Origin of the sequence: Streptomyces sp. NPDC006872 (genome assembly GCF_040635845.1) — a bacterium.
Taxonomy (GTDB): Bacteria; Actinomycetota; Actinomycetes; order Streptomycetales; family Streptomycetaceae; genus Streptomyces.
Window position 1 is genome coordinate 198,699 of sequence record NZ_JBEYIL010000012.1, and the last position, 23,820, is coordinate 222,518.

Annotated in this window: 20 protein-coding genes; 18 read left to right on the forward strand and 2 right to left on the reverse strand. The window is 71.9% G+C overall.

Translation table 11 applies throughout. The annotated features are described in order from the left end of the window. Positions 1-133: 133 nt before the first annotated feature. The 12 genes from ABZ725_RS32695 to ABZ725_RS32750 all read left to right on the forward strand — a co-directional run bounded on the left by ABZ725_RS32695 (position 134) and on the right by ABZ725_RS32750 (position 14,778). Positions 134-2,479, forward strand: coding sequence for a pyruvate dehydrogenase (locus ABZ725_RS32695; RefSeq protein WP_358806096.1), 2,346 nt, complete (start codon positions 134-136; stop codon positions 2,477-2,479). A 146-nt stretch (positions 2,480-2,625) separates the two neighbouring features. Beyond that, the gene (locus ABZ725_RS32700; RefSeq protein WP_358806097.1) at positions 2,626-4,179 is read left to right on the forward strand and encodes an FAD-dependent monooxygenase; all 1,554 of its coding nucleotides are present in this window, start codon (positions 2,626-2,628) and stop codon (positions 4,177-4,179) included. Next, complete coding sequence (locus tag ABZ725_RS32705) at positions 4,176-4,670, forward strand: thioesterase family protein (RefSeq protein WP_358806098.1); 495 nt, start codon at positions 4,176-4,178, stop codon at positions 4,668-4,670. The genes ABZ725_RS32700 and ABZ725_RS32705 overlap by 4 nt, the downstream gene beginning before the upstream one ends. A gap of 8 nt (positions 4,671-4,678) precedes the next feature. Next, entirely contained in the window at positions 4,679-5,527 is an 849-nt protein-coding gene (locus ABZ725_RS32710; protein WP_358806099.1) for a VOC family protein, read from the forward strand. After that, complete coding sequence (locus ABZ725_RS32715) at positions 5,524-6,807, forward strand: hypothetical protein (protein WP_358806100.1); 1,284 nt, start codon at positions 5,524-5,526, stop codon at positions 6,805-6,807. The genes ABZ725_RS32710 and ABZ725_RS32715 overlap by 4 nt, the downstream gene beginning before the upstream one ends. Then, positions 6,804-8,510 (forward strand): AMP-binding protein, encoded by a 1,707-nt coding sequence (locus tag ABZ725_RS32720; protein ID WP_358806101.1) that lies wholly within the window; start codon positions 6,804-6,806, stop codon positions 8,508-8,510. Before ABZ725_RS32715 ends, ABZ725_RS32720 begins: the two co-directional genes overlap by 4 nt. A 64-nt stretch (positions 8,511-8,574) precedes the next feature. Next, a complete protein-coding gene (locus ABZ725_RS32725) occupies positions 8,575-8,985 on the forward strand; it encodes a heme-binding protein (RefSeq protein ID WP_358806102.1) in 411 nt (136 codons plus the stop codon). Between the two features lie 112 nt (positions 8,986-9,097). Further along, complete coding sequence (locus ABZ725_RS32730; protein WP_358806103.1) at positions 9,098-10,351, forward strand: CaiB/BaiF CoA-transferase family protein; 1,254 nt, start codon at positions 9,098-9,100, stop codon at positions 10,349-10,351. A 23-nt stretch (positions 10,352-10,374) separates the two neighbouring features. Then, complete coding sequence (locus tag ABZ725_RS32735) at positions 10,375-11,310, forward strand: hydroxymethylglutaryl-CoA lyase (protein ID WP_358806104.1); 936 nt, start codon at positions 10,375-10,377, stop codon at positions 11,308-11,310. Positions 11,311-11,351: 41 nt separating this feature from the next. Continuing rightward, entirely contained in the window at positions 11,352-11,642 is a 291-nt protein-coding gene (locus tag ABZ725_RS32740) for a hypothetical protein (protein ID WP_358806105.1), read from the forward strand. Beyond that, complete coding sequence (locus ABZ725_RS32745) at positions 11,639-12,484, forward strand: oxygenase MpaB family protein (protein ID WP_358806106.1); 846 nt, start codon at positions 11,639-11,641, stop codon at positions 12,482-12,484. Before ABZ725_RS32740 ends, ABZ725_RS32745 begins: the two co-directional genes overlap by 4 nt. A 59-nt stretch (positions 12,485-12,543) precedes the next feature. Further along, positions 12,544-14,778 (forward strand): serine/threonine-protein kinase, encoded by a 2,235-nt coding sequence (locus tag ABZ725_RS32750; protein WP_358806107.1) that lies wholly within the window; start codon positions 12,544-12,546, stop codon positions 14,776-14,778. Between the two features lie 19 nt (positions 14,779-14,797). Here ABZ725_RS32750 and ABZ725_RS32755 read toward each other — a convergent pair whose 3' ends face one another. Next, a complete protein-coding gene (locus ABZ725_RS32755; protein ID WP_358806108.1) occupies positions 14,798-15,673 on the reverse strand; it encodes an NUDIX domain-containing protein in 876 nt (291 codons plus the stop codon). Between the two features lie 123 nt (positions 15,674-15,796). Here ABZ725_RS32755 and ABZ725_RS32760 point away from each other — a divergent pair, with 123 nt between their 5' ends. Beyond that, positions 15,797-17,383 (forward strand): NAD(P)/FAD-dependent oxidoreductase, encoded by a 1,587-nt coding sequence (locus ABZ725_RS32760; protein WP_358806109.1) that lies wholly within the window; start codon positions 15,797-15,799, stop codon positions 17,381-17,383. 26 nt (positions 17,384-17,409) lie between these two features. Here the strand turns inward: ABZ725_RS32760 and ABZ725_RS32765 are convergent, their stop codons facing one another. Further along, positions 17,410-18,192 carry a glucose 1-dehydrogenase gene (locus ABZ725_RS32765; protein ID WP_358806110.1) on the reverse strand — a complete coding sequence of 261 codons (783 nt, stop codon included), beginning with the start codon at positions 18,190-18,192 and terminating at the stop codon, positions 17,410-17,412. A gap of 87 nt (positions 18,193-18,279) precedes the next feature. Between ABZ725_RS32765 and ABZ725_RS32770 the strand changes: the two genes are divergently transcribed. Genes ABZ725_RS32770 through ABZ725_RS32790 form a run of 5 tightly spaced genes read left to right on the forward strand, consistent with a single transcriptional unit; the run spans position 18,280 to position 23,797 of the window. Further along, positions 18,280-19,155 carry a helix-turn-helix transcriptional regulator gene (locus ABZ725_RS32770; RefSeq protein WP_358806111.1) on the forward strand — a complete coding sequence of 292 codons (876 nt, stop codon included), beginning with the start codon at positions 18,280-18,282 and terminating at the stop codon, positions 19,153-19,155. 54 nt (positions 19,156-19,209) lie between these two features. Next, positions 19,210-20,319 (forward strand): nitronate monooxygenase, encoded by a 1,110-nt coding sequence (locus ABZ725_RS32775; protein ID WP_358806112.1) that lies wholly within the window; start codon positions 19,210-19,212, stop codon positions 20,317-20,319. Then, positions 20,316-21,875 (forward strand): acyl-CoA synthetase, encoded by a 1,560-nt coding sequence (locus tag ABZ725_RS32780; RefSeq protein WP_358806113.1) that lies wholly within the window; start codon positions 20,316-20,318, stop codon positions 21,873-21,875. The genes ABZ725_RS32775 and ABZ725_RS32780 overlap by 4 nt, the downstream gene beginning before the upstream one ends. A 51-nt stretch (positions 21,876-21,926) precedes the next feature. Further along, positions 21,927-23,141, forward strand: a complete 1,215-nt coding sequence (locus ABZ725_RS32785) for a histidine kinase (protein WP_358806114.1) — start codon at positions 21,927-21,929, stop codon at positions 23,139-23,141. Further along, positions 23,138-23,797 (forward strand): response regulator transcription factor, encoded by a 660-nt coding sequence (locus tag ABZ725_RS32790; RefSeq protein WP_358806115.1) that lies wholly within the window; start codon positions 23,138-23,140, stop codon positions 23,795-23,797. Before ABZ725_RS32785 ends, ABZ725_RS32790 begins: the two co-directional genes overlap by 4 nt. Positions 23,798-23,820 lie beyond the last annotated feature (23 nt).

A 23,820-nucleotide genomic window follows, 5' to 3' on the forward strand; every position in this document is an offset into this window, starting at 1 on the left:
GCCGGGCACCCGGTGGCGGGGCGTATGCGGCCGGCCCCTCCTACGCGTCCTGATTCATTGAAATCCGACATTCATTGAAATCCGACCGCGGCGCTGTTCACACCGGTCGCCGGGGAGTTCAGAGAGGCAAGTCATGGTCGTTGGTGTCGCTTCGGCGGGTCCGGAGATACGGGACGATTCCCGGCGGGAACTGCTACGGGTTCTCGGCAGCGTCGAGAGGCGTGTGCTGTGGCTCGCCACCGCGATCGTCGATCATGCGAACCGGGTGCGGCCCAACCCCTCGGGTCTGAAGGTCGGCGGTCATCAGGCGTCGAGCGCGTCGATGACCTCCATCATGACGGCCCTGTGGTTCCACGAACTCACCCGGGACGACCGGGTGTCGGTCAAGCCGCACGCCTCTCCCGTGCTGCACGCCATCAACTACCTGCTCGGCGAGCTCGACCCGTCCCACCTCACCGAGCTGAGGTCCTTCGGTGGTCTGCAGAGCTACCCCAGCCGTTCCAAGGACCCCGATCCGGTCGACTACTCGACGGGATCGGTGGGCATCGGGGCGACTGCGCCCGTCTGGGGAGCCCTCGCGCGCCGCTATGTCGAGGGGCGGTTCGGCGGTGCCGGGGCCGGCCGGCAGTACTCGCTGCTGGGCGACGCGGAACTGGACGAGGGCGCGATCTGGGAGGCGGTGCAGGATCCCACCGTGGCCGGTCTCGGTGAGATCGTCTGGGTCGTCGACCTCAATCGGCAGTCTCTGGACCGTGTGGTGCCCGGAGCTGCGGCGGAACGGGTGCGCGGCATGTTCACCGCGGCCGGCTGGCAGGTCCTGACCCTCAAGTACGGGCAGCTCCTGGAGGACCTGTTCGCCCGTCCTGGCGGCGACGAACTGCGGCTGCGCCTGGACACCATGGAGAACCCCGAGTACCAGCGCCTGCTGCGCTGCACACCGCAGCAGTTGCGCGACCGGCTGCCCGGCACCGGCTCGGGCTCGGGGCCCATCGCCCGGCTGGTCGCGGACGTCGACGACGACACGCTGCACGGCGCGGTCCGCAACCTCGGCGGCCACGACCTCGGAGCCCTGTTGGACGCGTACGACGAGATCGACGACTCCCGCCCGACCGTGATCTTCGCCTACACCGTCAAGGGGCACGGTCTGCCGACCGAGGGGCATCCGCAGAACCACTCCTCCCTCCTGACAGGTGACCAGATGGCGGAGCTGGCAACCCGCCTGGGCGAGGATCTCGACGCTCCCTGGCGGGACTTCGCCGACGGCTCCGCGGAGGCGGCGCTGTGTGTTTCGGCGGCTGAACGGCTCCGCAGGCCGCACCAGGAGTCACTGAGCCCGCCCGCGATCCCCGCCGACCTCGGCCGGCCCGCCCCCGGCGGCACCGGCAACACCCAACAGGCCCTCGGGCGCGTGCTGTTGGACCTGACCCGCAAGGCTCCGGACGCGGCGGGCCGGATCGTGACGGTCAGCCCGGACGTCAGCTCGTCCACCAATCTGGGCGGCTGGCTCAACAAGGTCGGGGTCTGGTCGCCGGCCGAGCGCACCGACTGGTTCGCCGACGACGCCGAGACCATCCTGCACTGGCGGGAGAAGCCGTCCGGCCAGCACGTGGAGCTGGGCATCGCGGAGACGAACCTGGTGGGGGTGCTCGGCGAGCTGGGCGCCACCTGGAGCCGCTGGGGGCAACCCCTGCTGCCCATCGGCGTGGTCTACGACCCGTTCGTCAACCGGGCCCTGGAACCCTGGTCGTTCGGCATCTATGCCGGCGGCCAGTCCATCCTGGTCGGCACCCCCTCCGGCGTCACCCTCGCCTCGGAAGGCGGCGCCCACCAGTCGATCACCACCCCGTCGCTGGGCATCGAGCAGCCCGGATGCGTCTCGTACGAGCCCGCGTTCGGTATCGACACGGAGTGGTGCCTGCTGGCGTCACTGTCCAACCTCGGTAAGCCCGACGGCAGTTCGGCGTATCTACGGCTGTCCACCCGACCGGTGGACCAGAGTCTGGCCGCCGTACCGGCCGACCCCGCGGCCAGGGAGCGTCGTCGGCGCCAGACGGTCGCCGGGGCCTATGTGATCAGACGTGCCGACGCGCCCACCGTCACGATCGCCGTCATGGGTGCCATGGTCCCCGAGGCCCTGGCCGCCGCCGAGCGCCTCGCCGCCCTCGGCCACGCGGCCGACGTCATCTGCGTGACCAGCCCCGACCTGCTCTTCCGCGCCCTGCAGGCCCGGCGGGGCCAGGACGATGCCCCCGGCTGGATCCTGGACCAGGTCTTCCCGGCCGAGCGGGCCGCACCCCTCGTGACGCTGGTCGACGGCCACCCGCACACCCTGGCCTTCCTCGCCACGGTGAACAACGTGCCCGTGACGACGCTCGGCGTGAGCCGGTTCGGCCAGTCCGGAGCGCTGGACGACGTGTACCGCTACCACGGCATCGACGCCGACAGCGTCGTACGGGCTGCCCTGGACCTCGTCGACTGAGGGCCGCCCGAGCGGCGCCGCCAGGGATCAACCGCCGGCCGAGCCCTGTCCTGCCCGACAGTCGGCCGGCGGTTCCTCGCCCAAGCGAATTTGACACTAATGAAAAATCATTGACTAGACAGTCGAACTCGGGGTATTCGTAGAGCATGACAGTTCGACGTGTTCACGTACTCGGGGGCGGACCCGCAGGGCTCTTCGTGGCCCGGCTACTGGCCCTTCGGCACCCCGACTGGCTCGTGTCACTGCATGAGCGGAACCCTCCCGAGGAGACGTTCGGTTTCGGGGTGGGCCTCACCGGGGGCCTCCTCAAGGCACTGCGGCAGGCCGACCCGGACCTGTACCGGGAGATCACCGGAGCGGCGTACACGTTCTCGTCGAGCGGTTTCCGGCTGCCGCAGGGGGATGCGAGCCTCGGCCGGTTCCACAGCGGTGCGATCGGTCGCGCGCGGCTGCTGCGGATCCTGCTGGAGGGGGCGACCGGCGCGGGCGTACAGGTGGAGAGCCACTCGTGCGACGTCTCCGACGTGCTCGACGACGCCGACCTGGTGATCGCCGCCGACGGGGCCGCCAGCGCCACCCGAAGCCGCTACCGGGAGGAGTTCGGAGCCGAAGTCACCCCGGGCCGGGGCCGGTTCATCTGGTGCGGAGCCGATGCGCCGCTCGACGGCGGGGTGTTCATCCCGGTGAAGACCCAGGACGGGCTGTTCGTCGCCCACGCCTACCCGTACGGCGAGAAACGCTCCACGTTCGTGATCGAGGCGTCCGCCGAGACCGTGAGCCGGGCCGGGTTCGGCGACCGGCAGTTCTCCGACGAGGGCGAGTCGGACGACGCGGCGCTGGAGTACCTGTCCAGGGCGTTCTCCGATCAGCTGGGCGGTGGATCCTTCTCGGGCAACCGGTCGCGCTGGGGCTGGTTCAACACCGTACGGTGCACCCGCTGGCACCACGGCAAGGTCGTACTGCTCGGGGATGCCGCAGCTACCGCACACCCTTCGCTGGGCTCCGGGACGAAGATCGCGATGGAGAGCGCCATAGCGCTGGCCGACGCGTTGACGTCTCTGGAGGACGAACCGGTCGCAGCCGCCCTGGAGCGTTTCGAGCAGATCCGGCATCCCCAGGTCGAACGGCTGCAGGAACGCGCCACCCGGAGCCAGCTGTGGTGGGAGTCGTTCGAGGCGCGCCAGTACCTCAGCCCCGCCCGGATGGCCATGGCCTACCTCAGCAGGGCAGGGGCCGTGTCGCTGGACGACGTGCTGGTCTCCGACCGGGACCTCGCGGCCCAGGCCCTGGCGGAGTTCGCCGGTGTCGGGCCGGACGAGGTGCCCGACTCGGGGCTCACGGACTGGGTGCTGGAGCAGCCCGTCAGCACGCCGCATCACCAATACCCCCGCCGACTCCACGAAAGTCCCGGCCGAACCACCGCGACCGTCCAGGTGGACGGCGGCGACGCCTGGGGGCCGGACGGAACCGAACTGATCGAACGGGCGCAGGAGCTCATGCGCCGAGGCGCCGCCGTCATCCGGCTGACCGGTGAGGACTCCCAGGGCGCCCTGCTCGACCGCCTGGCCGTCGGAGAACGGATCAGAGCCGAACTCCCCGTCCTCGTCGACGTCGCGGCAGGCCCTCGCCATCTGCATCACGCCGTCGACGGAGTGGTCGCCGGGCGTACGGATCTCGTCCACGTCATGGAGGGTTCATGAGTACGGATCCATGCGGGAGCAGCTCGGGACCGCTCCTGCGCCGCAGATTCCGGGTCGCGATGGGTGATACGGACGCTGCCCAGGTGATCTACTTCGCCGCGCCCACCAGGTGGGCCGAGAGCATGTCGAGCGAGTGGCTGGCGGATGCGGGGTTCGCGACATCGCAGATGCTGGCCACCGGCTTCGGCCTGCCTGCCGTGCACGCCGAACTCTCCTACCGCAGCCCTCTCCGGCTGGACGACGAGCTGGACGCCACCCTGTGGCTGGACAAGCTCTCGAAGCGCTCACTCACGTTCCGCAGCGACTTCGCACTCGTGGGCGCCCCGGAGCCGGCGGTGCAGATGCGGCTCACCCAGGTGTACGCGCGAACCTCGGGGGAGACGCTGGAGTCCATTCCCCTGCCCGACGAGCTGGTCGCACATCTGCGGGGGGTCGGCGAGGGATCGTTGCCCACTCCACCTATTGACACTCGCGTTGAAAAATCGCCATGATGGAAAACATGGAATCGGTGAAGGGAACTGCCGTGCTTCTCCAGAAGGCCTCCACCGGCAAGGGTGAGGCCAACAAGGTCGGAACTCTCGGGGCGAATCACACCGCCTTCCCGTGCTGGGACCCGGTCGAGACGGTCCGCTTCTACGGGGAGCTCCTCGGATTCCCGCTCGTCCACGCCGTTCCGGCCCTCGGCTGGGGCAAGGACGACAACCCCGACATGGTCCACTTCTTCTTCGACATCGGTAACGGGGACACCCTCGCGTTCTTCTACTACTTCGGCTGGCCGCGACCGGAACCCGTCCACCAGGTGCTGCGCCAGTCCAACCACATCGCCGTCGAGGTGCCCGACGAGGCGAGCCTGATGGCGTACCGCGACAAGCTCAAGGCCGCCGGGTACAAGGTCATGACGGTGGAGCACGAGACCATCGAGTCGATCTACGTGGACGACCCGAACGGGATCTTCTTCGAGTTCACCCGGCCGCTGAGGGAACTGACCCGGCTCGACGCCGACGACGCGCAGCGGACCATGGCCGGGCTGGCCACGGCGATCGAGTCGGGCGGCACGTCCGTCCAGGACGTCTGGCGAGCGAAGGCGCAGGTCAACTCCCCGGTCGGCGGCCCCGCGATCCATGTGGTCGACCAGCCGGAGTGGAGCGGCGCGGTGGAGTACGCCCGCCGGTCCGGAATCCCGGTTGTTCAGCGCGACGGCTATGTCGTCATCCACAGCGACAGCCCGTTCGAGATCGACCGCAAGGAGTCCGGGCTGCACCTGGCCGTGTGGTTCACACTGCCCGCGGGTGGCCTGGAAGGCCGGATCACACGGTTCGACCGCGACGTACTGAGGGTGGAGGCATGACCGAAACCACGACGATCGGCACCACGCCCGCCCGGGCCCCCTCGGGCCGCGGCAGGGCGACCCTGGCGACGGACTGGCATCCGGCGCCCCTGCCCGACAAGACCGCCATCAGCCTGCACACCCTGATCTCGTACGACGGCGAGGTGTCCCGGGGGACCCTGTACGAGCCCGCCGCGGCGAGCCGGACGGTGTTCTGTCTCATGCACCCGCGCCAGGATCTGCAGCGACACCCGCTGATCCCCGGTCTGCTCGCGGCGGGACACTCCGTCTGGGCCCAGGCCGGCCGCGAAGTGGGCAACGACCTGCGGTTGATCCACGAGACCGCGCTGCTGGACGTCGCCGCGGGCATGGAGTTCCTGCGCGAGCGCGGCTTCGAGCACATCGTGCCGATCGGCCACTCCGGGGGCGCCGGGCTCTACTCCTTCTACGCCGAGCAGGCACTGACGGCGCCCTCGGACCGCATCACGAGGACTCCGGGCGGGGCACCGGTCAAGCTGGGGGAGGCGCCGATGCCGGCGCCGGACGGGCTCGTTCTCGTCGCGCCGCACCCCGGCCAGGGACGGCTGCTCCTCTCCATGATCGACGCCTCGGTGACGGACGAGGAGGACCCGTTCTCGGTGGACCCCGACCTCGACCCGTACAACCCGGCGAACGGCTTCGGCGAGGCGCCCGAAGGATCGAACTACTCCGCCGGATTCCTCGACCGCTACGGAGCGGCCCAGTGGGCCCGGGTCGCACGGATCGACGAGCGGGCGCGCGAACTCATCGCCGACCAACTCGCGGCCCGCAAGAGGTTCAAGAGCGGCTCGGGCGACGCGGCGGACCGGCGACGCAGTGTCCTCACGCCGATCATCACCACCTACCGGACGGACGCCGACCCGCGCTGCACCGACCTCCGCCTGGACCCGTCCGACCGGCCCTACGGTTCGGTGATCAGCGCACGGCCGTCGGTGTCGAACTACGGCGTCACCGGCTTCGGACGGCTGACCACCCCGGAGGCATGGCTGTCGACGTGGTCCGGCGTCTCGTCGAACGCGTCGCTGGTCCGGTCCCTGGGCGGGGTGACGATCCCCACCCTGGTCATCGAGTACACCGGCGACTGCTCGGTGTTCCCCGGCGATGTCCAGGACGCGTTGGCGGCCCTGAAGGCGGACGATGCCACCCATCTGCGTATCCGGGCCGATCACTTCGGCAGGCCACTCGCCGAGGGCGACGAGTCCGGGACCGCGGCGGCAGTACGCGAACTGGTTCCCTGGACAGAGGAGCGGATGAGCCGATGACGACCACCTCCGAGTCAGCGCCGACTTCGGAACCCGAACTCCCCGACATCGTGGCCTTTCCCGAGGAGGCGGTACGCCGCTACCGTGCCGCCGGCTTCTGGTCCGACCGCACGCTGGCGCAGGAGTTCCGCGCGGTGGCGGACACCCACCCCGACCATCTCGCGGTGGTCACCCCCGACGCCCGCCTCACCTATGCCGAACTGGACCGCCGCACCGACCGGATCGCCCTCGGGTTGCGGGACCTCGGGCTGCGGGCCGGGGACCGGGTGCTGTTGCAGATGACGAACCACGTCTGGTCCGCGCTGGCCTGGTACGGAATCCTCAAGGCCGGGCTGGTGCCCATCGCCACCCTGGCCCTGCACCGCCGGCACGAGATCCTTGAGATCGCCCGCCAGTCCGAACCGGCGGCGCATCTCATCGAGCCCGGTTTCCACGGCCACGACCTGGTCGCCCTGGCCGCGGAAGTGGCGAAGGAGCAGCCGACGCTGCGCCGACTGCTCACCCTCGGCAGCGCCGCGCCGCCCGCCGGCGCGATCGCCCTGGAGGCGCTGGAGTCGACGGGGCGCGCGGAGGATCCCGCGGTCGCCCGCGCCGCCGTCGAGGCCATCCAGAACACCATCCCCGCCGACTCCCTGGCCGTACTCCAGCTCTCCGGCGGCACGACGAACATCCCCAAGCTGATCCCCCGGCTGCACACCGAGTACTGGTACAACGCGCGGTCCTACGCCGAGGGCATCGACCTCGACTCCACCGGCACTGTGGCCCACCTCCTGCCCATGGTGCACAACGCGGGGATCGTCTGCGCCGTGCACGCCGCGCACTCGGTCGGCGGCTGTGTCGCCATCGCCGCGCCGGACGCCGCCCAGTTCAAGGCGATCGCCCCGCACATCACCCACACCATGCTGTCGCCGGCGCTGGCGGCCCTGGTGACGCAGGATCCGGAGCTGTTCGACGCACTGGACGGCCTGCGCTTGCTCGTGTGGGTGAACGGCCCCTTGTCGGCCGACATCGTGGCGACCTTCGAGACACCGTCGCGCCGGATCATCCAGATGTTCGGCATGGGCGAGGGACTGTGCATGGTCACACCGACCTCGTCGCCCCCCGAGATCAGGCACCGCACGGTGGGCACACCGGTCAGCCCGCTCGACGAGGCCCGTGTGTACGCGCCGGGAACCGAGGACGTCGTGCCGCCGGGCACGCCGGGCGAGCTGTGCGCCCGTGGCCCGTACACCATCCGGGGTTACTTCCGGGCACCGGAGCGCAACGCCGAGGCGTTCACCTCCGACGGCTTCTACCGCACCGGCGACATCGTCGTCGAGGTCCCGGACGGCGGCCGCAGCTTCTACCGGCTCGAAGACCGCATCAAGGACCTGATCAACCGGGGCGGCGAAAAGGTCAACGCCGCGGAGGTCGAGCATCTCCTCGTCCGTCACCCCGCCGTGGAGCGCGCGGCCCTGGTCGCCATGCCCGACGAACGACTCGGGGAACGCGCCTGCGCCTTCATCGTGCCCAAGCCCGGCGCGCAGGCCCCCGACCTCGGCGAGGTCCAGCAGTACCTCGACGGGATCGGCGTCGCCAAGTTCAAGTGGCCCGAGCGCATCGAGCCGATCGACGAGTTCCCCTTGACCAACATCTCCAAGGTCGACAAGCGCGTTCTGCGAGCCAGGATCACGGACATCCTCGCCACCGAACGCCCTCAGTAATTCCGTAACTCCCCAACTCCCCAGTCGAACCAGACGTCTTGGCCCACCTCGGGAAGGCAACGGCATGTCCGAAATAGTGATCACCGAACAGCTCGGCGAGCGGGGCGTTCTTAAAATGCTGAAGTTCGCGGTCGAGAAGGCCCGTGAACTCGGCGCGCCGGTCGGTGTGGGAATCGTCGACGCGGGCGGTCATCTGCGGTCCTGGGCGCTGATGGACGGTGCCCCGAGGCTCGTGCACGATGTCGTGCTGAAGAAGGCGCGGACAGCGGCGTACATGGGGCAGCCGACCGGTGACATCCCGCCCGAGCCGGCCACCGCCCTGAGCCTTGCAGCCGCCGACTTCGTCAACCTCCCGGGCGGACTGCCGGTGATCAAGGACGGCAAGGTGATCGGCGCCATCGGCGTCGGAGGCAGTGACCCCAAGACCGACATTCTCGTGGCGGAGGCGGGCATCGCCGCGCTCGACCTGACCTGACGGCCCCGAATCGCCCGCAGGACAGCGGCCCTGACGACTCTTCAGCTGTCCTGCGGGGTCATCCCTCCCTCCGCCCCCCACACCGAGGCGGACACCTGATCGAAGGAGCGTCATGCCGGTGCGTGCGGAAGCCGAAGACGCCGCCGAGGCCGCACAGCACGAGACGGCCGGCGGTGCCCTGACGGGCGTACGGGTGCTGGAGATCGGCTCCATCGTCGCGGGCCCCTTCGCCGGCCGGCTGCTCGCGGACCACGGCGCCGACGTCATCAAGATCGAGGCACCCGGCCGTCCGGACCCGCTGCGGGACTGGGGACAGCACGCCTACCGCGGGCACCGGCTGTGGTGGACGATCCACGCGCGCAACAAGAGGTGCGTCACCCTCGACCTGCGCTCGGAACGCGGACAGAGCCTGTTCCTCGACCTCGTACGACAGGCCGACGTCGTGATCGAGAACTTCCGTCCGGGCACGCTGGAGCGCTGGAACCTCGGGTACGACCGGCTGAGCGCGGCCAACCGCGGTGTCGTCCTCGCCCGGGTGTCCGGGTTCGGCCAGACGGGCCCCTATCGCCACCGTCCGGGATACGCCTCGGTGGCGGAGGCCATGGGCGGGTTGCGGGCGATCAACGGGTTCCCCGGCCAGGCCCCGCCCCGGATGGCGGTGTCCCTCGGGGACTCGCTCGCCGGGATGTTCGCCGTACAGGGTGTGCTCGCCGCCCTGCTCCACCAGCAGCGCACGGGCCAGGGGCAGGTGGTCGACGTGGCCCTGACCGAGTCGTCGCTCGCCCTGCTGGAGTCGGTGATCCCGGAGTACGACCGGCTCGGCAAGGTCCGTCAGCCCTCGGGGACGCGGCTGGACGGCATCGCCCCCTCGAACCTCTTCCGCACCAAGGACGAGAAGTGGCTGATCGTGGCGGCCAACCAGGACACGGTCTTCCGGCGGCTGTGCGCCGCGATGGAACGCCCCGAACTGGCCGTCGACCCGCGCTTCGCCACCCATGTCGCCCGCGGGGAGCACCAGGACCTGATCGAGTCGATCGTCGCGGACTGGGTGTCCGAACGGACCGCCGCCGAGACGCTGTCCCGGCTGGAGGAGGCGGACGTCGTCGCCGGCCCGGTGTACACGGCCGCGGACATCGTCGCCGACCCCCAGTTCCAGGCCCGGGACATGCTCGTTCCCCATCACGACGAACGCCTCGGCGAGGACGTCCTCGGCCCCGGCGTCGTACCGCGACTGTCCGGGACTCCCGGCGCGGTGCGCTGGGCGGGCCCGCCGGAACCCGGGTGGCACAACGAAGAGGTCTACGGCCAACTCCTCGCCCTGGGACCGGACGAGATCGCGGAGCTGCGGCGCGAGGGTGTCGTATGAACCGCCGGAACGAAGGAACCCCCGTGACGACCACGCTGCCGCTGCCGACCGCAGTCAACCTACGGGAAGTAGGCCCGCGCGACGGTCTGCAGATCGAGCGCCCGATCCCCACCGCCGAGAAACTTCGGCTGCTGGAGTTGCTCGTACGCAGCGGCCTGAAGCGCATCGAGGCCACCGCCTTCGTCTCCCCGCGTGCCGTACCCGCGATGGCGGACGCCCGCGAGGTCGCGGCGGCGCTGCACCAGTGGCCGGACGTCCAGTGGTCCGCGCTGGTGGCGAGCGAAGGCGGAGCCCACCGTGCCCTGGAGGCGGGGATCCGTAACATCGAGTACGTCGTGTCCGCTGCGGACGGCCACAGCCACGCCAACGTCAAGCGCCCGACCGCCGAGGCGCTCGCCGGGGTCGGCAGGATCGCCGCCCTGGTGCACGACGCGGGCGGCACCTGCGAAGTGATCGTCGCCACCGCCTGGGACTGCCCCTTCGACGGCCCGACCGCGGACGGCCGCGTCCTGCACATCGCGCGGGAAGCGGTGTCCCAAGGAGCCGACGCCCTGTGCCTGGGCGACACCATCGGGACCGCCACACCCCTCCGGGTCGTCCAACTGATCGGCGCCGTACAGGAGATCGCCCCGCGCATCCCCGTGGGCCTGCACATGCACAACACGCGCGGCGCCGGACTCGCGTGCATCCTGGCGGCCCTGCAGATCGGCGTCGTCGACATCGACGCGTCCATCGGCGGACTGGGCGGCTGCCCCTTCGCGCCGGGGGCCAGCGGCAACGTGCCCACCGAGGAACTCGTCTATCTCTGCGAGGAGATGGGCGTGGCCACCGGGTGCGATCTGGACGCCCTGGTCGAAGCTGCGGGCTCTGCCCAGCGGGCCGTCGGCCGGGAGCTGCCGAGCGGCGTGCTCAAGGCGGGCGGCAGGCGCGGAGCCCTGAGCCCGGTGCCTGGGCGCTGAAGAGGGCGGCTTCCCTTTGGCGGGGTGTCCCGGAGGTCGACGTGGTCGACGGTCGTTGGGTGGGCGATTTTTCGATTCTGGCATCGAAAAATCGACGCGAGAGTAGAATCGGTCTCCTCTGCGAGGTGCTGCGCCGACCGGAGGTACGCGACAGGCTCATCGCGGATCCCGACCTCATCCCGGCGGCCGTGGAGGAGGCGCTGCGTCTGCACCCGCCTGTCTGCCCCGGCCAGGCGGTCGCCCGAATGGAGATGACCGTCGCCGCGGTATCAGTGCAGGTCACGAGCGTTGCCTTGTGTCAGCTGTCAAGCCTGGGCACACTGCGGGTATGACTGCCGACCCGGGGCTGTTCGGTCCGAAGAGCGTGACATGGCAGGTCCATGACGATCCGATGATGTGGGTCGCCGGGATCCGCGCGCTCTACCTCCAGGCACTGCACCCACGTGCCGTCCGCGGAGTCATGCAGAACTCCGACTTCCGGCAGGACGCCTGGGGCCGGCTCATGCGCACCGCGAACTTCGTCGACACCATGACGTACGGCACCGCCGAGGCCGCCGAGAAGGCCGGCGCCCGGGTCCGCAAGATCCACCGCATGCTGTCCGCGAACGACCCGGAGACCGGCGAACGGTACGGCGTGGACGAGCCCGAGCTGCTGCTGTGGGTGCACTGCGCCGAGATCGACTCCTACCTGCACGTCCTGCGCCGCTCCGGATACCCCCTCACCGACCGGACCGCCGACCGCTACATATCCGAACAGCGCGTCAGCGCCCGCCTGGCGGGCCTCGACCCCGAGGCCGTGCCCGCCGACCGGGCGGAGCTGGCCGCCTACTTCGAGAAGATCCGCCCCGAGCTCGCCGCCGGAGCCGACGCCCATGAGGTGGACGACTTCCTGCTCCGGCCGCCGACCCACCCGCTGCTCGTCCCGGCGCGCGCTCTGCTCTGGCGGCGTGTGGCGCACCTCGCGTACGCCTCGCTGCCGCCGTACGCCCACGAGTTGTACGGCAGACGGGCCCCGAAACCCGCTGTCGTCACCCGTGAGTTGCGTGCCACCGGCACCCTGCTGCGCTGCGTTCCCGCACGTCTGCGTTGGCAACTCCCGCCCAAACACATCCTGCGGGCCATGGAGCGGCTCGGCCCACAAGCCCGGCCTGCCCCGTACAAAGTCGGGCGATAGGCCGCCATACTGAACCAGCCAGGGGGAGGGCCGGAAAGTTACGGGGGCGGCGGCGCGCTATGGCGGAGGAGAGCAGGCTGATCCAGGGCCGGTACCGGCTGCTGGACCTGATCGGGCGCGGTGGCATGGGCGAGGTGTGGCGGGCCCGCGACGAGTCCCTCGGGCGACAGGTCGCCGTGAAGTGCCTCAAGCCGATCGGCCCGCACCACGACCCGTCCTTCGGACGCGTCCTGCGCGAGCGGTTCCGACGCGAGGGCCGCGTCGCCGCCTCGCTCCAGCACCGCGGGGTGACGGTCGTCCACGACTTCGGCGACAGCGACGGCGTCCTCTTCCTCGTCATGGAACTCCTGGACGGCAGCAACCTCTGCCAGCTGCTCGACGACAGCGAGCGCCGGCCGCTGCCCGTCCCCGACGTCGTGGACATAGCCGACCAGGTCGCGGCGGCCCTCGCCTACACCCACCGGCAGGGCATCGTGCACCGCGATCTGAAGCCGGCGAACATCGTGCGGCTCGCCGACGGCACGGTGAAGATCTGCGACTTCGGCATCGCCCGCCTCGGCCATGACATCGGCTTCACCTCCCGGCTCACCGGCACCGGCATCGCCATGGGCACCCCGCACTACATGTCACCGGAGCAGATCGGCGGGGAAGAGGTCGACCAGCGCAGCGACCTGTACTCGCTGGGGTGCGTGCTCTACGAGATCGCCACCGGGGCCCCGCCGTTCGACCTGGAGGACCCCTGGGCCATCCTCGTCGCCCACCGGGACACCCCGCCCCGGCCGCCCCGCGAACTCCGCGCCGACCTGCCCGAACACCTCGACCGGATCATCCTCGACCTGCTGGGGAAGCGGCCCGAACAGCGCCCCCACGACGCCCGCGAGATCGTCCGGCGCCTCGCCGCGGCCCGCACCGCGCCGGGGTATGTGCCGACCCTGGTGACGCCCCGCCCCGAACCGCGGCCGCCCGAGCCCGCCGGCCGCGAGCCCCGGCTGCCCGCCTGGACCCAGGGCATGACCACCGGCCACAAGGCCACCGGCGCCGGACTGCCGGTCCCGCCCCCGGACCCCGGCGCGGCCCTGACCGGCGAGTGGATCCCCCGGCCGGCCCTCGGCGCCGTCCCCACGCCGCCCGCGCCGGACACACCGTCCCCGCAGGCGCTCACCGCGCTCGCCGGACGGCACAGCGCCGGCCTCAGCCTGGGCCGGCTCGGCCGCTGGGCCGAGGCCGGGGAGGTGCACCGCGCCGTCGCGGCCGAACGCGCCCACCTCCTGGGCCCGGACCACCCCGAGACCCTCGCCAGCCGCTACGAGGTCGCCTTCACCCTCAGCCGCACCGGCCGCGCCGCCGACGCGCTGCGCGAGTACCAGCAGGTGACCGCCGCCCGCACCCGGGTGCTCGGCGCCGACCACGCCGACACGCTCGCCACCCGCCAGGAGATGGCCTATGTGCTCGGCCGGCTGGGCCGCCACTTCGACGCCCACCAGGTGTACACCTCGGTGCTCGCGGCCCGGGTGCGCACGGCGGGCCCCGACCACCCCGACACCCTGCGCTGCCGGCACAACCTCGCCTTCAACCTCAGCAGACTCGGCCGGCTGGAGGAGTCGTACCGGATGGCGAGCGAGGTGGCCGTCGCACGTACCCGGGTGCTGGGCCCCACCCACCCGGACACGCTCGTCACCCGCTACGAGGTCGCCTACGCCCTGGGCCAGTTGGGCCGCTGGCCGGAAGCGCTGCAGACCTACCGCGAGGTCGCCGCGGCCCGCGCGCACGCCCTCGGCCCGGACCACCCCGACACCCTCGCCGCCCGCTACGAGACCGGCATCAGCCTCGGCCGCCTCGGCCGCAGCACGGAGGCGCTCCAGCTCTACCGCGACCTCGTCGACGACCGCACCCGCGTCCACGGCCCGACGCATCCCGAGACCCTGCGCGCCCGCCACGGCCTCGGCGTCAACCTCGGCCGCCTGGCCCGCTGGGAGGAAGCGCTGGCCGAGTCCCGGGACGTGTGCGCGATCCGTGAACGTGTCCTGGGCGCCGACCATCCCGACACCCTGGTCAGCCGACGTGAGGTCGCCGTCGGCCTCGGCTGGCTGGGCCGCTGGGCCGACGCGCTGACCGAGTACCGGCGGGTGGCCTCGGCCCGTGAACGTGTCCTGGGCGCCGACCACCCCGACACGTTGGCCAGCCGCAACGACGAGGCCCACTGCCTGGAACAGCTCGGCCGGGGCCAGGAGGCCGTCGAGCTGTACCGAAGGGTGGCGGCGCTACGGCAGCGCCGAGCGGCGGGCGGGGCGTAGCCCCAGCCGGGAATCGGCCCTAGTCCCGGAAATCCCAGCCGAGCTCCGTGTACAGCCGTCCCTCCTGGATCCCGGTGATCGCCGCCCGCGCGTACGGCACCATCGGCTCCGGGAGGGCGTCCAGCGGCCACCAGTGCCAGCCGAGGCATTTGTCCGGCTCCAGGAGCTGCGGCTCGCCCCGCAGGCGCCGGGCGCGGAAGACGAGCTGAAGCCTGGGCTGTGTGCCGGGCGCGTCCACGACATGCACGACGTGCGCCAGCTCGACGTCCTGTGCCTCCATCTCCAGGCCGGCCTCCTCCCGGGCCTCGCGGACGAGACAGGCCACGGCGGACTCCTGCTCGCAGTGACCGGCAAGGAAGTGGTGATGCCGGGGAGCGAAGGGCGAGTCGGGGTGCCGCAGACCGAGGAGGATCTTGCCGTCCCGCTCCAGGTAGAGATGGACGCCGACCACGTTGAGGACACTCTGCCGGGCGGACGGCTGCGGCGCGGGAACGACCGGCGCGGCCCGGTGCCGGGCGAGGACCTCGGCGGCCCCCGGCGCCATCGTCAGGTGAGCGGTGGTCGCCGCGTCGAAGAAGGCGAACATGATGCCCTCGGTGACGGGGAGTCGCGAGGGGTCGCCGTCCCAACCGCCGATGAACACCTGGATGCCGTCGACGACCGTGTACCGGGTCAGCCCGTCCAGGACGAGCCCCGTCTCCTCCAGCAGCTCGCGCGCCACGGCCTCCTCGGGCGTCTCGTCCCCCTCGCAGGCGCCGCCGGGCAACGACCAGGCGCCCGCATCGCAGATCGGCTTGTGCGCGTCGCGCAGATGGAGCAGGTACTGACCGCGCCGGTTGAGCAGCAGCGCGGCAGTGTTCCGGGGTTCGGGCTGAAGTTCCTGATCGGCGGCCACAGGTTCCTTTCGGGTCCAATGCGCGTGCCGTTCACCGTACTTGAGCGGCTCGGCCCGGCCGTGCGGATCCGCCGCCCCGGACCTCCTCTGGCCGACCTTGATCGGCTCGTGTTACGAAGAGACATGGCTGCACACGAGGGAAACGACGGACACGACAATCGCCGCGCCTATGACGTCGTCATCGTCGGCGGCGGACACAACGGGCTGGTCGCCGCCGCCTATCTGGCCCGGGCCGGCCGGTCCGTGCTGGTGCTGGAACGGCTGGACCACACCGGGGGCGCCGCCGTCTCCACCCGCCCGTTCGCCGGGGTGGACGCCAGGCTGTCCCGCTACTCGTACCTGGTCAGCCTGCTCCCGCAGAAGATCGTGCGGGACCTGGGGCTGCACTTCCGCGTCCAGGGCCGCACCATCTCCTCCTACACCCCCGTGGAGCGCGGCGGGCGGCCCACCGGACTGCTCGTGGGCGGCGGCGAGGAACGCACCCGGGAGGCGTTCGCACGGCTGACGGGCGGCGAGCGCGAGTACGCGGCCTGGGAGCGGTTCTACGCCATGACCGGGCGCGTCGCCCAGCGGGTCTTCCCCACGCTCACCGAACCGCTGCCCACCCGGGAGGAACTGCGCCGCCGCGTCGACGACGAGGAGGCCTGGCGGACCCTGTTCGAGGAGCCGATCGGCGTCGCCGTCGAGGAGCGCTTCGCGGACGACCTGGTGCGGGGCGTGGTCCTGACCGATGCGCTCATCGGCACCTTCGCCGACGCCCACGACCCCTCCCGCAAGCAGAACCGCTGCTTCCTCTACCACGTGATCGGCGGCGGCACCGGCGCCTGGGACGTCCCCGTCGGCGGCATGGGGGCGCTCACCGACGCCCTCGCCGCCGCGGCCCGGGACGCGGGCGCCGTCCTCGCCACCGGGCACGAGGCCCTGCGGATCGACACGGACGGCCGTACCGCGGAGGTCGCCTACCGCACCGCCGACGGCGAAGGCGTCGCCGCCGCCCGGCACGTCCTGGTGAACGCCTCCCCGCAAGCCCTCGCCGCGCTCACCGGCGACGAGCCGCCCACCCCCGCCGAGGGCGCCCAGCTCAAGGTGAACATGCTGCTCAAACGGCTGCCCAGGCTGCGGGACACCTCCGTCGACCCGCGCGAGGCCTTCGCCGGTACCTTCCACATCGCCGAGGGCTACGAGCAGCTCGCCACCGCGCACGCCCAGGCGGCCGCCGGTGAACTGCCCGCCGCCCCGCCCTCCGAGATCTACTGCCACTCCCTGACCGACCCGACCATCCTCGGCCCGGACCTCGTCGAACAGGGCTACCAGACACTGACCCTGTTCGGCCTGCACACGCCCGCCCGGCTCTTCGAACGGGACAACGACGCCGTACGCGAGGAACTCCTCGAGGCCACCCTCGCCCAGCTCGACGCCCACCTCGCCGAACCCCTCGCCGACTGCCTGGCCGTCGACGCCGACGGCCGCCCCTGCATCGAGGCGCGCACCCCGCTCGACCTCGAACGCGACCTCGGGCTGCCCGGCGGCAACATCTTCCACCGCGACCTCGCCTGGCCGTACGCGGACGACGGCACCGGCCGCTGGGGCGTGGAGACCCGGCACGCGAACGTCCTGCTGTGCGGGGCGGGCGCGGTGCGGGGAGGAGGAGTCAGCGGGGTGCCGGGGCACAACGCGGCGATGGCGGTCCTGGAGGCCCCGGTGGACTAGGACAGGTCAGGTCAGGTTCTGGAGAGTCAGGAGCGCGCTCCGCCGTCCACCCGCAGCACCACGCCCGTGACGTACGAGGCGCGGTCGCTCAGCAGCCAGGCCGCCGCCTCGGCGATCTCCTCGGGGGCGGCGGTGCGGCCCAGCGGGATCTGCGCGGTCAGGTGGGCGACGATGCCGGGGGACTGCGCCTCCCACTCGTCGATCATCCGGGTGCGCGTTCCGCCGGGCGCGACGGCGTTCACCCGAATGCCTTCGGTGCCGTACGACATCGCCGCCGACGCGGTGAGGCTGTTCACCGCCCGCTTCGCCGCGCCGTACACGGGCAGTGCGGGGTTGCCCATCAGGCTGCCGACGCTTGAGTTGTTCACGATCGCCCCAGTGCCCGCGGTGGCCCGGATCGCCGCGATCTCGGCGTTCATGGCCAGCCAGGGCCCCTTGAGGTTGACCGCGAGGACATGGTCGAACTCGGACTCCGGCATCGCGTCCATCGGACCGGGCTGCTGGATCGTCGCCCCGTTGTTGAAGGCGACGTCGAGCCTGCCGTACAGCTCGACGGCACGGTCCACGGCGGCGCGGACGCTCTCCGGGTCGGCCAGGTCGCACACGACGTACTCGGCCGTGCCGCCCGCCGTGCGGATCTCCTCCGTCACGGTTTTCAGCTCGGCTTCGGTACGGGCCGCGAGGACCACCCGGGCGCCCTCCCGGGCGAACAGCCGGGCGGCCGCCGCGCCGATGCCCCGGCCGGCGCCGGTGACGAAGGCGACCTTGTCGGCGAGCAGACCTGCGGTGGTGAGAGGTGTGTTGTTCATGCCGTAGAGCCTGTGCCGCTCCGCCGGGCCCAGCCAGGCACCGGCTGTACCTGGCTGCGGGAACGCCCACCGCCGCACACTGGAGGCGTGGACCGACGACAACTGGCCGAGTTCCTGCGCAGTCGGCGCGAGCGCATCGCCCCCGCCGAGGTGGGGCTCCCCGCCGGACGGCGACGCCGCACGCCGGGACTGCGCCGCGAGGAGGTGGCGCAGCTGGCGTACATCTCCACGGAGTACTACACCCGCCTGGAACAGGCCCGCGCCCCGAGACCGTCGCGCGAGGTGCTCGCCCAGATCGCTCGCGCCCTGCGTCTGTCGGAGGCCGAGCGCGACCACCTCCACCACCTCGCGGGCACCCCGCAGGGGCTGCCCGCCGGTCCCTCACGCGAGGTGCGGCAGAGCATCGTCGACCTGCTGCACCGGCTGCCGCAGGCGGCCGCGATCGTCGTCTCGGCCGCCCACGAGGTGATCGCCTGGAACGACCTCGCCGCAGCGCTCATGGAGGACTTCTCCGCTCTCCCGCGCCGCGACCGCAACCTCGCACGCCGCGCCTTCCTGGACCGGGACGGGGGCGGCTCCCCGCTCTACGGTGTGGACGACGTCGAAGAGTTCGCCCACGCCACCGCGCTGCAACTGCGCGCTGCCGCGGCCCGCTACCCCGACGACCCCGAGCTCACCGCTCTGGTGGCCGAACTCATCGCCGGGAGCCCGGAGTTCGCCGCGCTGTGGGCCGCGCACGACGTCGCAGCGCGCCCCACCCTGTGCAAGACCTTCGACCACCCGGTCGTCGGCCCGGTCACCGTCAACTGCGACGTTCTCGACATCGCCGACCGCGACCAGCGGGTCGTCATCTACACCGCGGCACCCGGCTCGCCCTCCGAACAGGCCTTGCGGCTGCTCTCCGTCGTCGGCGCCCGACGACTCGACAGCGGCCTCGGCGTCCTCAAGGACACAAGAATCTGACGGTGTATCAGAAAAGGGCTTCCGTCGTCGCACCGGCTGCGGCATCCTGCGCCCATGCAGACGGAGCTGAGCACACAACTGGGAGTCGAGCACGCCGTCTTCGGCTTCACGCCGTTCCCCGCCGTCGCCGCGGCCATCAGCCGCGCAGGCGGCTTCGGCGTGCTCGGCGCGGTCCGTTACACCGCCCCCGACGACCTCAAACGCGACCTCGACTGGATCGAGGCCCATGTCGACGGCAAGCCGTACGGGCTCGACGTCGTCATGCCCGCCAAGAAGGTCGAAGGCGTCACCGAGGCCGACGTCGAGGCGATGATCCCCGAGGGGCACCGGCAGTTCGTACGGGACACCCTCGCCAAGTACGGGGTGCCCGAGCTGGCCGAGGGCGAGGCCTCCGGGTGGCGGATCACCGGATGGATGGAACAGGTGGCCCGCAGCCAGCTCGACGTGGCCTTCGACTATCCGATCCGGCTGCTGGCCAACGCGCTGGGCTCGCCGCCCGCCGACGTCGTCGCCCGCGCCCACGACAGGGACGTCCTCGTCGCCGCGCTCGCGGGGAGCGCCCGGCACGCCCGTAAGCACCAGGAGGCGGGCATCGACATCGTGGTGGCGCAGGGCTACGAGGCCGGCGGACACACCGGTGAGATCGCCTCCATGGTCCTCACACCCGAGGCCGTCGACGCGGTCGCCCCCCTGCCCGTCCTCGCGGCCGGCGGCATCGGCAGCGGACGGCAGATCGCCGCGGCCCTCGCGCTCGGCGCCCAGGGCGTCTGGCTCGGTTCCCTCTGGCTGACCGTCGCCGAGGCCGACCTGCACTCGTCCGCCCTCACCCGCAAACTCCTCGCGGCCGGCTCCGGCGACACGGTCCGCTCCCGGGCCCTCACCGGGAAGCCCGCCCGCCAGCTGCGCACCGAATGGACCGACGCCTGGGACGCCGTCGATGGACCCGGCACCCTCCCCATGCCCCTGCAGGGCCTGCTGGTCGCCGAGGCCGTCTCGCGCATCCAGAAGTACGAGGTCGACCCCCTGCTCGGGACGCCCGTCGGGCAGATCGTCGGCCGGATGAACGAGGTCCGGACCGTCCAGGCGGTCTTCGACGACCTCACCCGCGGCTTCGAAGAGGCCGTGGACCGCATCAACCGCATCGCCGGAAGGAGCGGCCAGTGACCACCGCGAGCACACCCCCCGCAGGCTTCTGGGCCCAGGCTGCCGCCGACCCCGACCGTACGGTCCTGGTCGCCCCCGACGGCGAGGAGTGGACGGCAGGGCGGCTGCACGCCGCCGCCAACCGACTCGTGCACGGTCTGCGCGCCGCCGGTCTGGAACGCGGCGACGCCTTCGCCGTCGTCCTGCCCAACTCGGCGGAGTTCTTCACCGCCCATCTCGCCGCCACCCAGGCCGGGTTCTACCTCGTCCCCGTCAACCACCACCTGGTCGGACCCGAGATCGCCTGGATCGTCTCCGACTCCGGCGCCAAGGTCCTCCTGGCCCACGAGCGGTTCGCCGAACAGGCCCGCCGGGCCGCCGACGAGGCCGGCCTGCCCGCCGCCGACCGGTACGCCGTCGGCGAGGTCGAGGGCTTCCGGCCGTACGCCGAACTCCTCGACGGACAACCGGAGTCGGCGCCCGCCGACCGCACCCTCGGCTGGGTCATGAACTACACCTCGGGCACGACGGGCCGCCCGCGCGGCATCCGCCGCCCGCTGCCCGGCAAGCTGCCGGAGGAGGCGTACCTGGGCGGCTTCCTCGGCATCTTCGGCGTCCGGCCGTTCGACGACAACGTCCATCTGGTCTGCTCACCGCTCTACCACACGGCCGTGCTCCAGTTCGCGGGCGCGTCCCTGCACATCGGCCACCGGCTGGTCCTCATGGACAAGTGGACGCCCGAGGAGATGCTCCGGCTGATCGACCGGGAGAAGTGCACGCACACCCATATGGTCCCGACCCAGTTCCACCGGCTGCTCGCCCTCCCCGAGGCCACCCGGCAGGCGTACGACGTGTCGTCCATGCGGCACGCCATCCACGGCGCCGCGCCCTGCCCCGACCATGTGAAGCGGGCGATGATCGACTGGTGGGGCACGTGCGTGGAGGAGTACTACGCGGCCAGCGAGGGCGGCGGCGCGTTCGCCACGGCGGAGGACTGGCTCAAGAAGCCCGGCACGGTCGGAAAGGCCTGGCCCATCAGCGAGTTGGCGATCTTCGACGACGACGGCGAGCGGCTGCCGCCCGGCGAACTCGGCACCGTGTACATGAAGATGACGACCGGCGGCTTCGCCTACCACAAGGACGAGGACAAGACGAAGAAGAACCGCATCGGCGACTTCTTCACCGTCGGCGACCTCGGTGTGCTCGACGAGGACGGCTACCTGTTCCTCCGCGACCGCAAGATCGACCTGATCATCTCGGGCGGCGTCAACATCTACCCCGCGGAGATCGAGTCCGAGCTGCTGGCCCACCCCGCGGTCGCCGACGCCGCGGCCTTCGGCATCCCGCACGACGACTGGGGCGAGCAGGTCAAGGCCGTCGTCGAACCGGCCCCGGGCCATGAGCCGGGTCCCGATCTCGCCGCCGTGCTCCTCGCCCACTGCGCCGACCGGCTCGCCGGGTACAAGCGCCCCAAGAGCATCGACTTCATCGCCGAGATGCCCCGCGACCCCAACGGCAAGCTGTACAAGCGGCGGTTGCGCGAGCCGTACTGGGAGGGCCGGACCCGACCGGTGTGACCGGAGGGCCCCCGCCGCGCTCTTTCGCTAACCTGGTGAAACCGTGGCGATTTGACGTCACGTCAGGCATTCGGGGACGGGGCGGGGGCGGGCCAGGTGAGGGCGACCGGCGCACAGGGGACGGGGGAGCGGGCCTGGGCATGGGCCGCACGGCTGCCGCCGGCAGCGGTCGACGTCCTGCCGGCCGTCGTCGTCCTGGCGGCCATGGTGGCGGTCCGTCTCGGATCCGCGCCGGACCTCCGCGGCCCGCTGCCGGTCGCCCTGGCGCCGGCCGTCGTGATCGCCGCAAGCCTGGCCGTGCGCCGCCGATGGCCGTCGACGGCGTACGCGGTCGGGACGGCGGGGCTCGCCGTCGAGGCGCTGTGGCTGGGATCCGGCTCGCTGACCGCGTTCGCGAACCTCTTCGGCGTGTACTCCCTCGGTCTCTACGCGACCCCCGGCAGGGCCGTGCTCGGCACCCTGCTCGTGCCGCCCGGTGTGCTGGCCCACTTCGCGTCCGAGGACGCGAGCGCGGCCGTCCCGGTCGCCGTCGTCTTCGTGTGGCTGCTGGTGTGGGCGGTGGGATACGCCACGGCCCGCAGGCATCAGGAGACGGAGCAGCGGCGGGCCCTGGCCCGCCGGGAGGCCGTCCTCGGCGAACGGGTGCGGATCGCGCGCGAACTGCACGACATCGTCGGCCACTCCGTCAACGCCATGCTGGTCCAGGCGGGCGCCGGACGGATCGTGCTCGCCACCGAGCCGGAGCGCACCCGTGAGCTGCTGCTCGGCGTCGAGCGGACCGGCCGCGACGCCCTCGCCGAACTCGACCGGCTGCTCGGCGTCCTGCGCGCCGAGGACCCGGCCGAGGACCCGGCCGACGGCGGCGGCGAGGCCGACGCCGAGGACTCGGCCGGTCTGGGCCGGCTGGTGCGGCCGATGGCCGACGCGGGTCTGGCGGTCCGGCTCAGCGTCGCACCCGACCTCCGCGACCTGCCGCCGGACGTGCGGTCGTCCGTCCACCGGATCGTGCAGGAGGCGCTGACGAACGCGCTGCGGCACGGCCGGGCCCGCAGCGCCGAGGTCACCGTCCGCCGACAGGACGACGCCGACGGGCGGAGCCTGCTCGTCCGCGTCGTCGACGAGGGCGACGGACCGGCCCCGCACTACCGGCCGGGCCGTGGGCTGCGCGGGATCGGCGAACGGGCCGACGCCCTCGGCGGGCACGTGGAGCACGGCACCGCCGCCGGCGGCGGATTCGCCCTCAGCGTCGCGCTGCGGCTGCGATGACCGTACGCGTGGTGCTGGCCGACGACGACCCCCTGCTCAGGGTGGGGGTCGGGGTGGTGCTCGGCGCGGCCGGGATGGAGGTCGTCGGGGAGGCGGGCGACGGGGTGCGGGCCGTGGAACTGTGCCGGGCGCTCGTCCCGGACATCGTCCTGATGGACGTGCGGATGCCCGGCTACGACGGCATCGAGGCCACCGGCCGGATCGTGGAGGCAGGTCTGCCGACCCGGGTGCTCGTCCTGACCACGTTCCCCGACGACGAGTACGTGTGGCGGGCCCTGCGCGCGGGCGCGCACGGCTTCCTGCTCAAGCGCGCCTCACCCGAGCGGCTCGTGGACGCCGTCCGCACGGTGGCCGGCGGGGAGAGCCTGCTGGACCCGGCGGTCACCCGGCCCCTCGTGGACCGCCTGGTCACCGACGAGCGTCCGCCGCGCCACCCGGCCGGGGCGCCGGACCGGGACCGGCTGCGCCATCTGACCTCCCGGGAACGGCAGATCCTGAGCCTGGTCGCCGAAGGCCTGTCGAACGCCGAACTCGCCGGGCGGCTGGGCATCGCCGAGTCGACGGTGAAGACCCACGTCAAGCGGATCCTGCACAAGATCGGCGCCCGGGACCGGGCGGGCGCCGTGGTGATCGCCTTCCGCAGCGGACTCGCCTGACAACCGGCCGTACCCCCGTGGGG

Bases quoted from the DNA above. Each gene is read 5' to 3' on its own strand.
- ABZ725_RS32715 (WP_358806100.1), top strand. From the start codon at position 5,524: ATGACCGAAACCACGACGATCGGCACCACGCCCGCCCGGGCCCCCTCG.
- ABZ725_RS32700 (WP_358806097.1), top strand. From the start codon at position 2,626: ATGACAGTTCGACGTGTTCACGTACTCGGGGGCGGACCCGCAGGGCTC.
- ABZ725_RS32750 (WP_358806107.1), top strand. From the start codon at position 12,544: ATGGCGGAGGAGAGCAGGCTGATCCAGGGCCGGTACCGGCTGCTGGAC.
- ABZ725_RS32760 (WP_358806109.1), top strand. From the start codon at position 15,797: ATGGCTGCACACGAGGGAAACGACGGACACGACAATCGCCGCGCCTAT.
- ABZ725_RS32790 (WP_358806115.1), top strand. From the start codon at position 23,138: ATGACCGTACGCGTGGTGCTGGCCGACGACGACCCCCTGCTCAGGGTG.
- ABZ725_RS32720 (WP_358806101.1), top strand. From the start codon at position 6,804: ATGACGACCACCTCCGAGTCAGCGCCGACTTCGGAACCCGAACTCCCC.
- ABZ725_RS32710 (WP_358806099.1), top strand. From the start codon at position 4,679: ATGGAATCGGTGAAGGGAACTGCCGTGCTTCTCCAGAAGGCCTCCACC.
- ABZ725_RS32725 (WP_358806102.1), top strand. From the start codon at position 8,575: ATGTCCGAAATAGTGATCACCGAACAGCTCGGCGAGCGGGGCGTTCTT.
- ABZ725_RS32730 (WP_358806103.1), top strand. From the start codon at position 9,098: ATGCCGGTGCGTGCGGAAGCCGAAGACGCCGCCGAGGCCGCACAGCAC.
- ABZ725_RS32775 (WP_358806112.1), top strand. From the start codon at position 19,210: ATGCAGACGGAGCTGAGCACACAACTGGGAGTCGAGCACGCCGTCTTC.
- ABZ725_RS32705 (WP_358806098.1), top strand. From the start codon at position 4,176: ATGAGTACGGATCCATGCGGGAGCAGCTCGGGACCGCTCCTGCGCCGC.
- ABZ725_RS32765 (WP_358806110.1), bottom strand. From the start codon at position 18,192: ATGAACAACACACCTCTCACCACCGCAGGTCTGCTCGCCGACAAGGTC.
- ABZ725_RS32695 (WP_358806096.1), top strand. From the start codon at position 134: ATGGTCGTTGGTGTCGCTTCGGCGGGTCCGGAGATACGGGACGATTCC.
- ABZ725_RS32745 (WP_358806106.1), top strand. From the start codon at position 11,639: ATGACTGCCGACCCGGGGCTGTTCGGTCCGAAGAGCGTGACATGGCAG.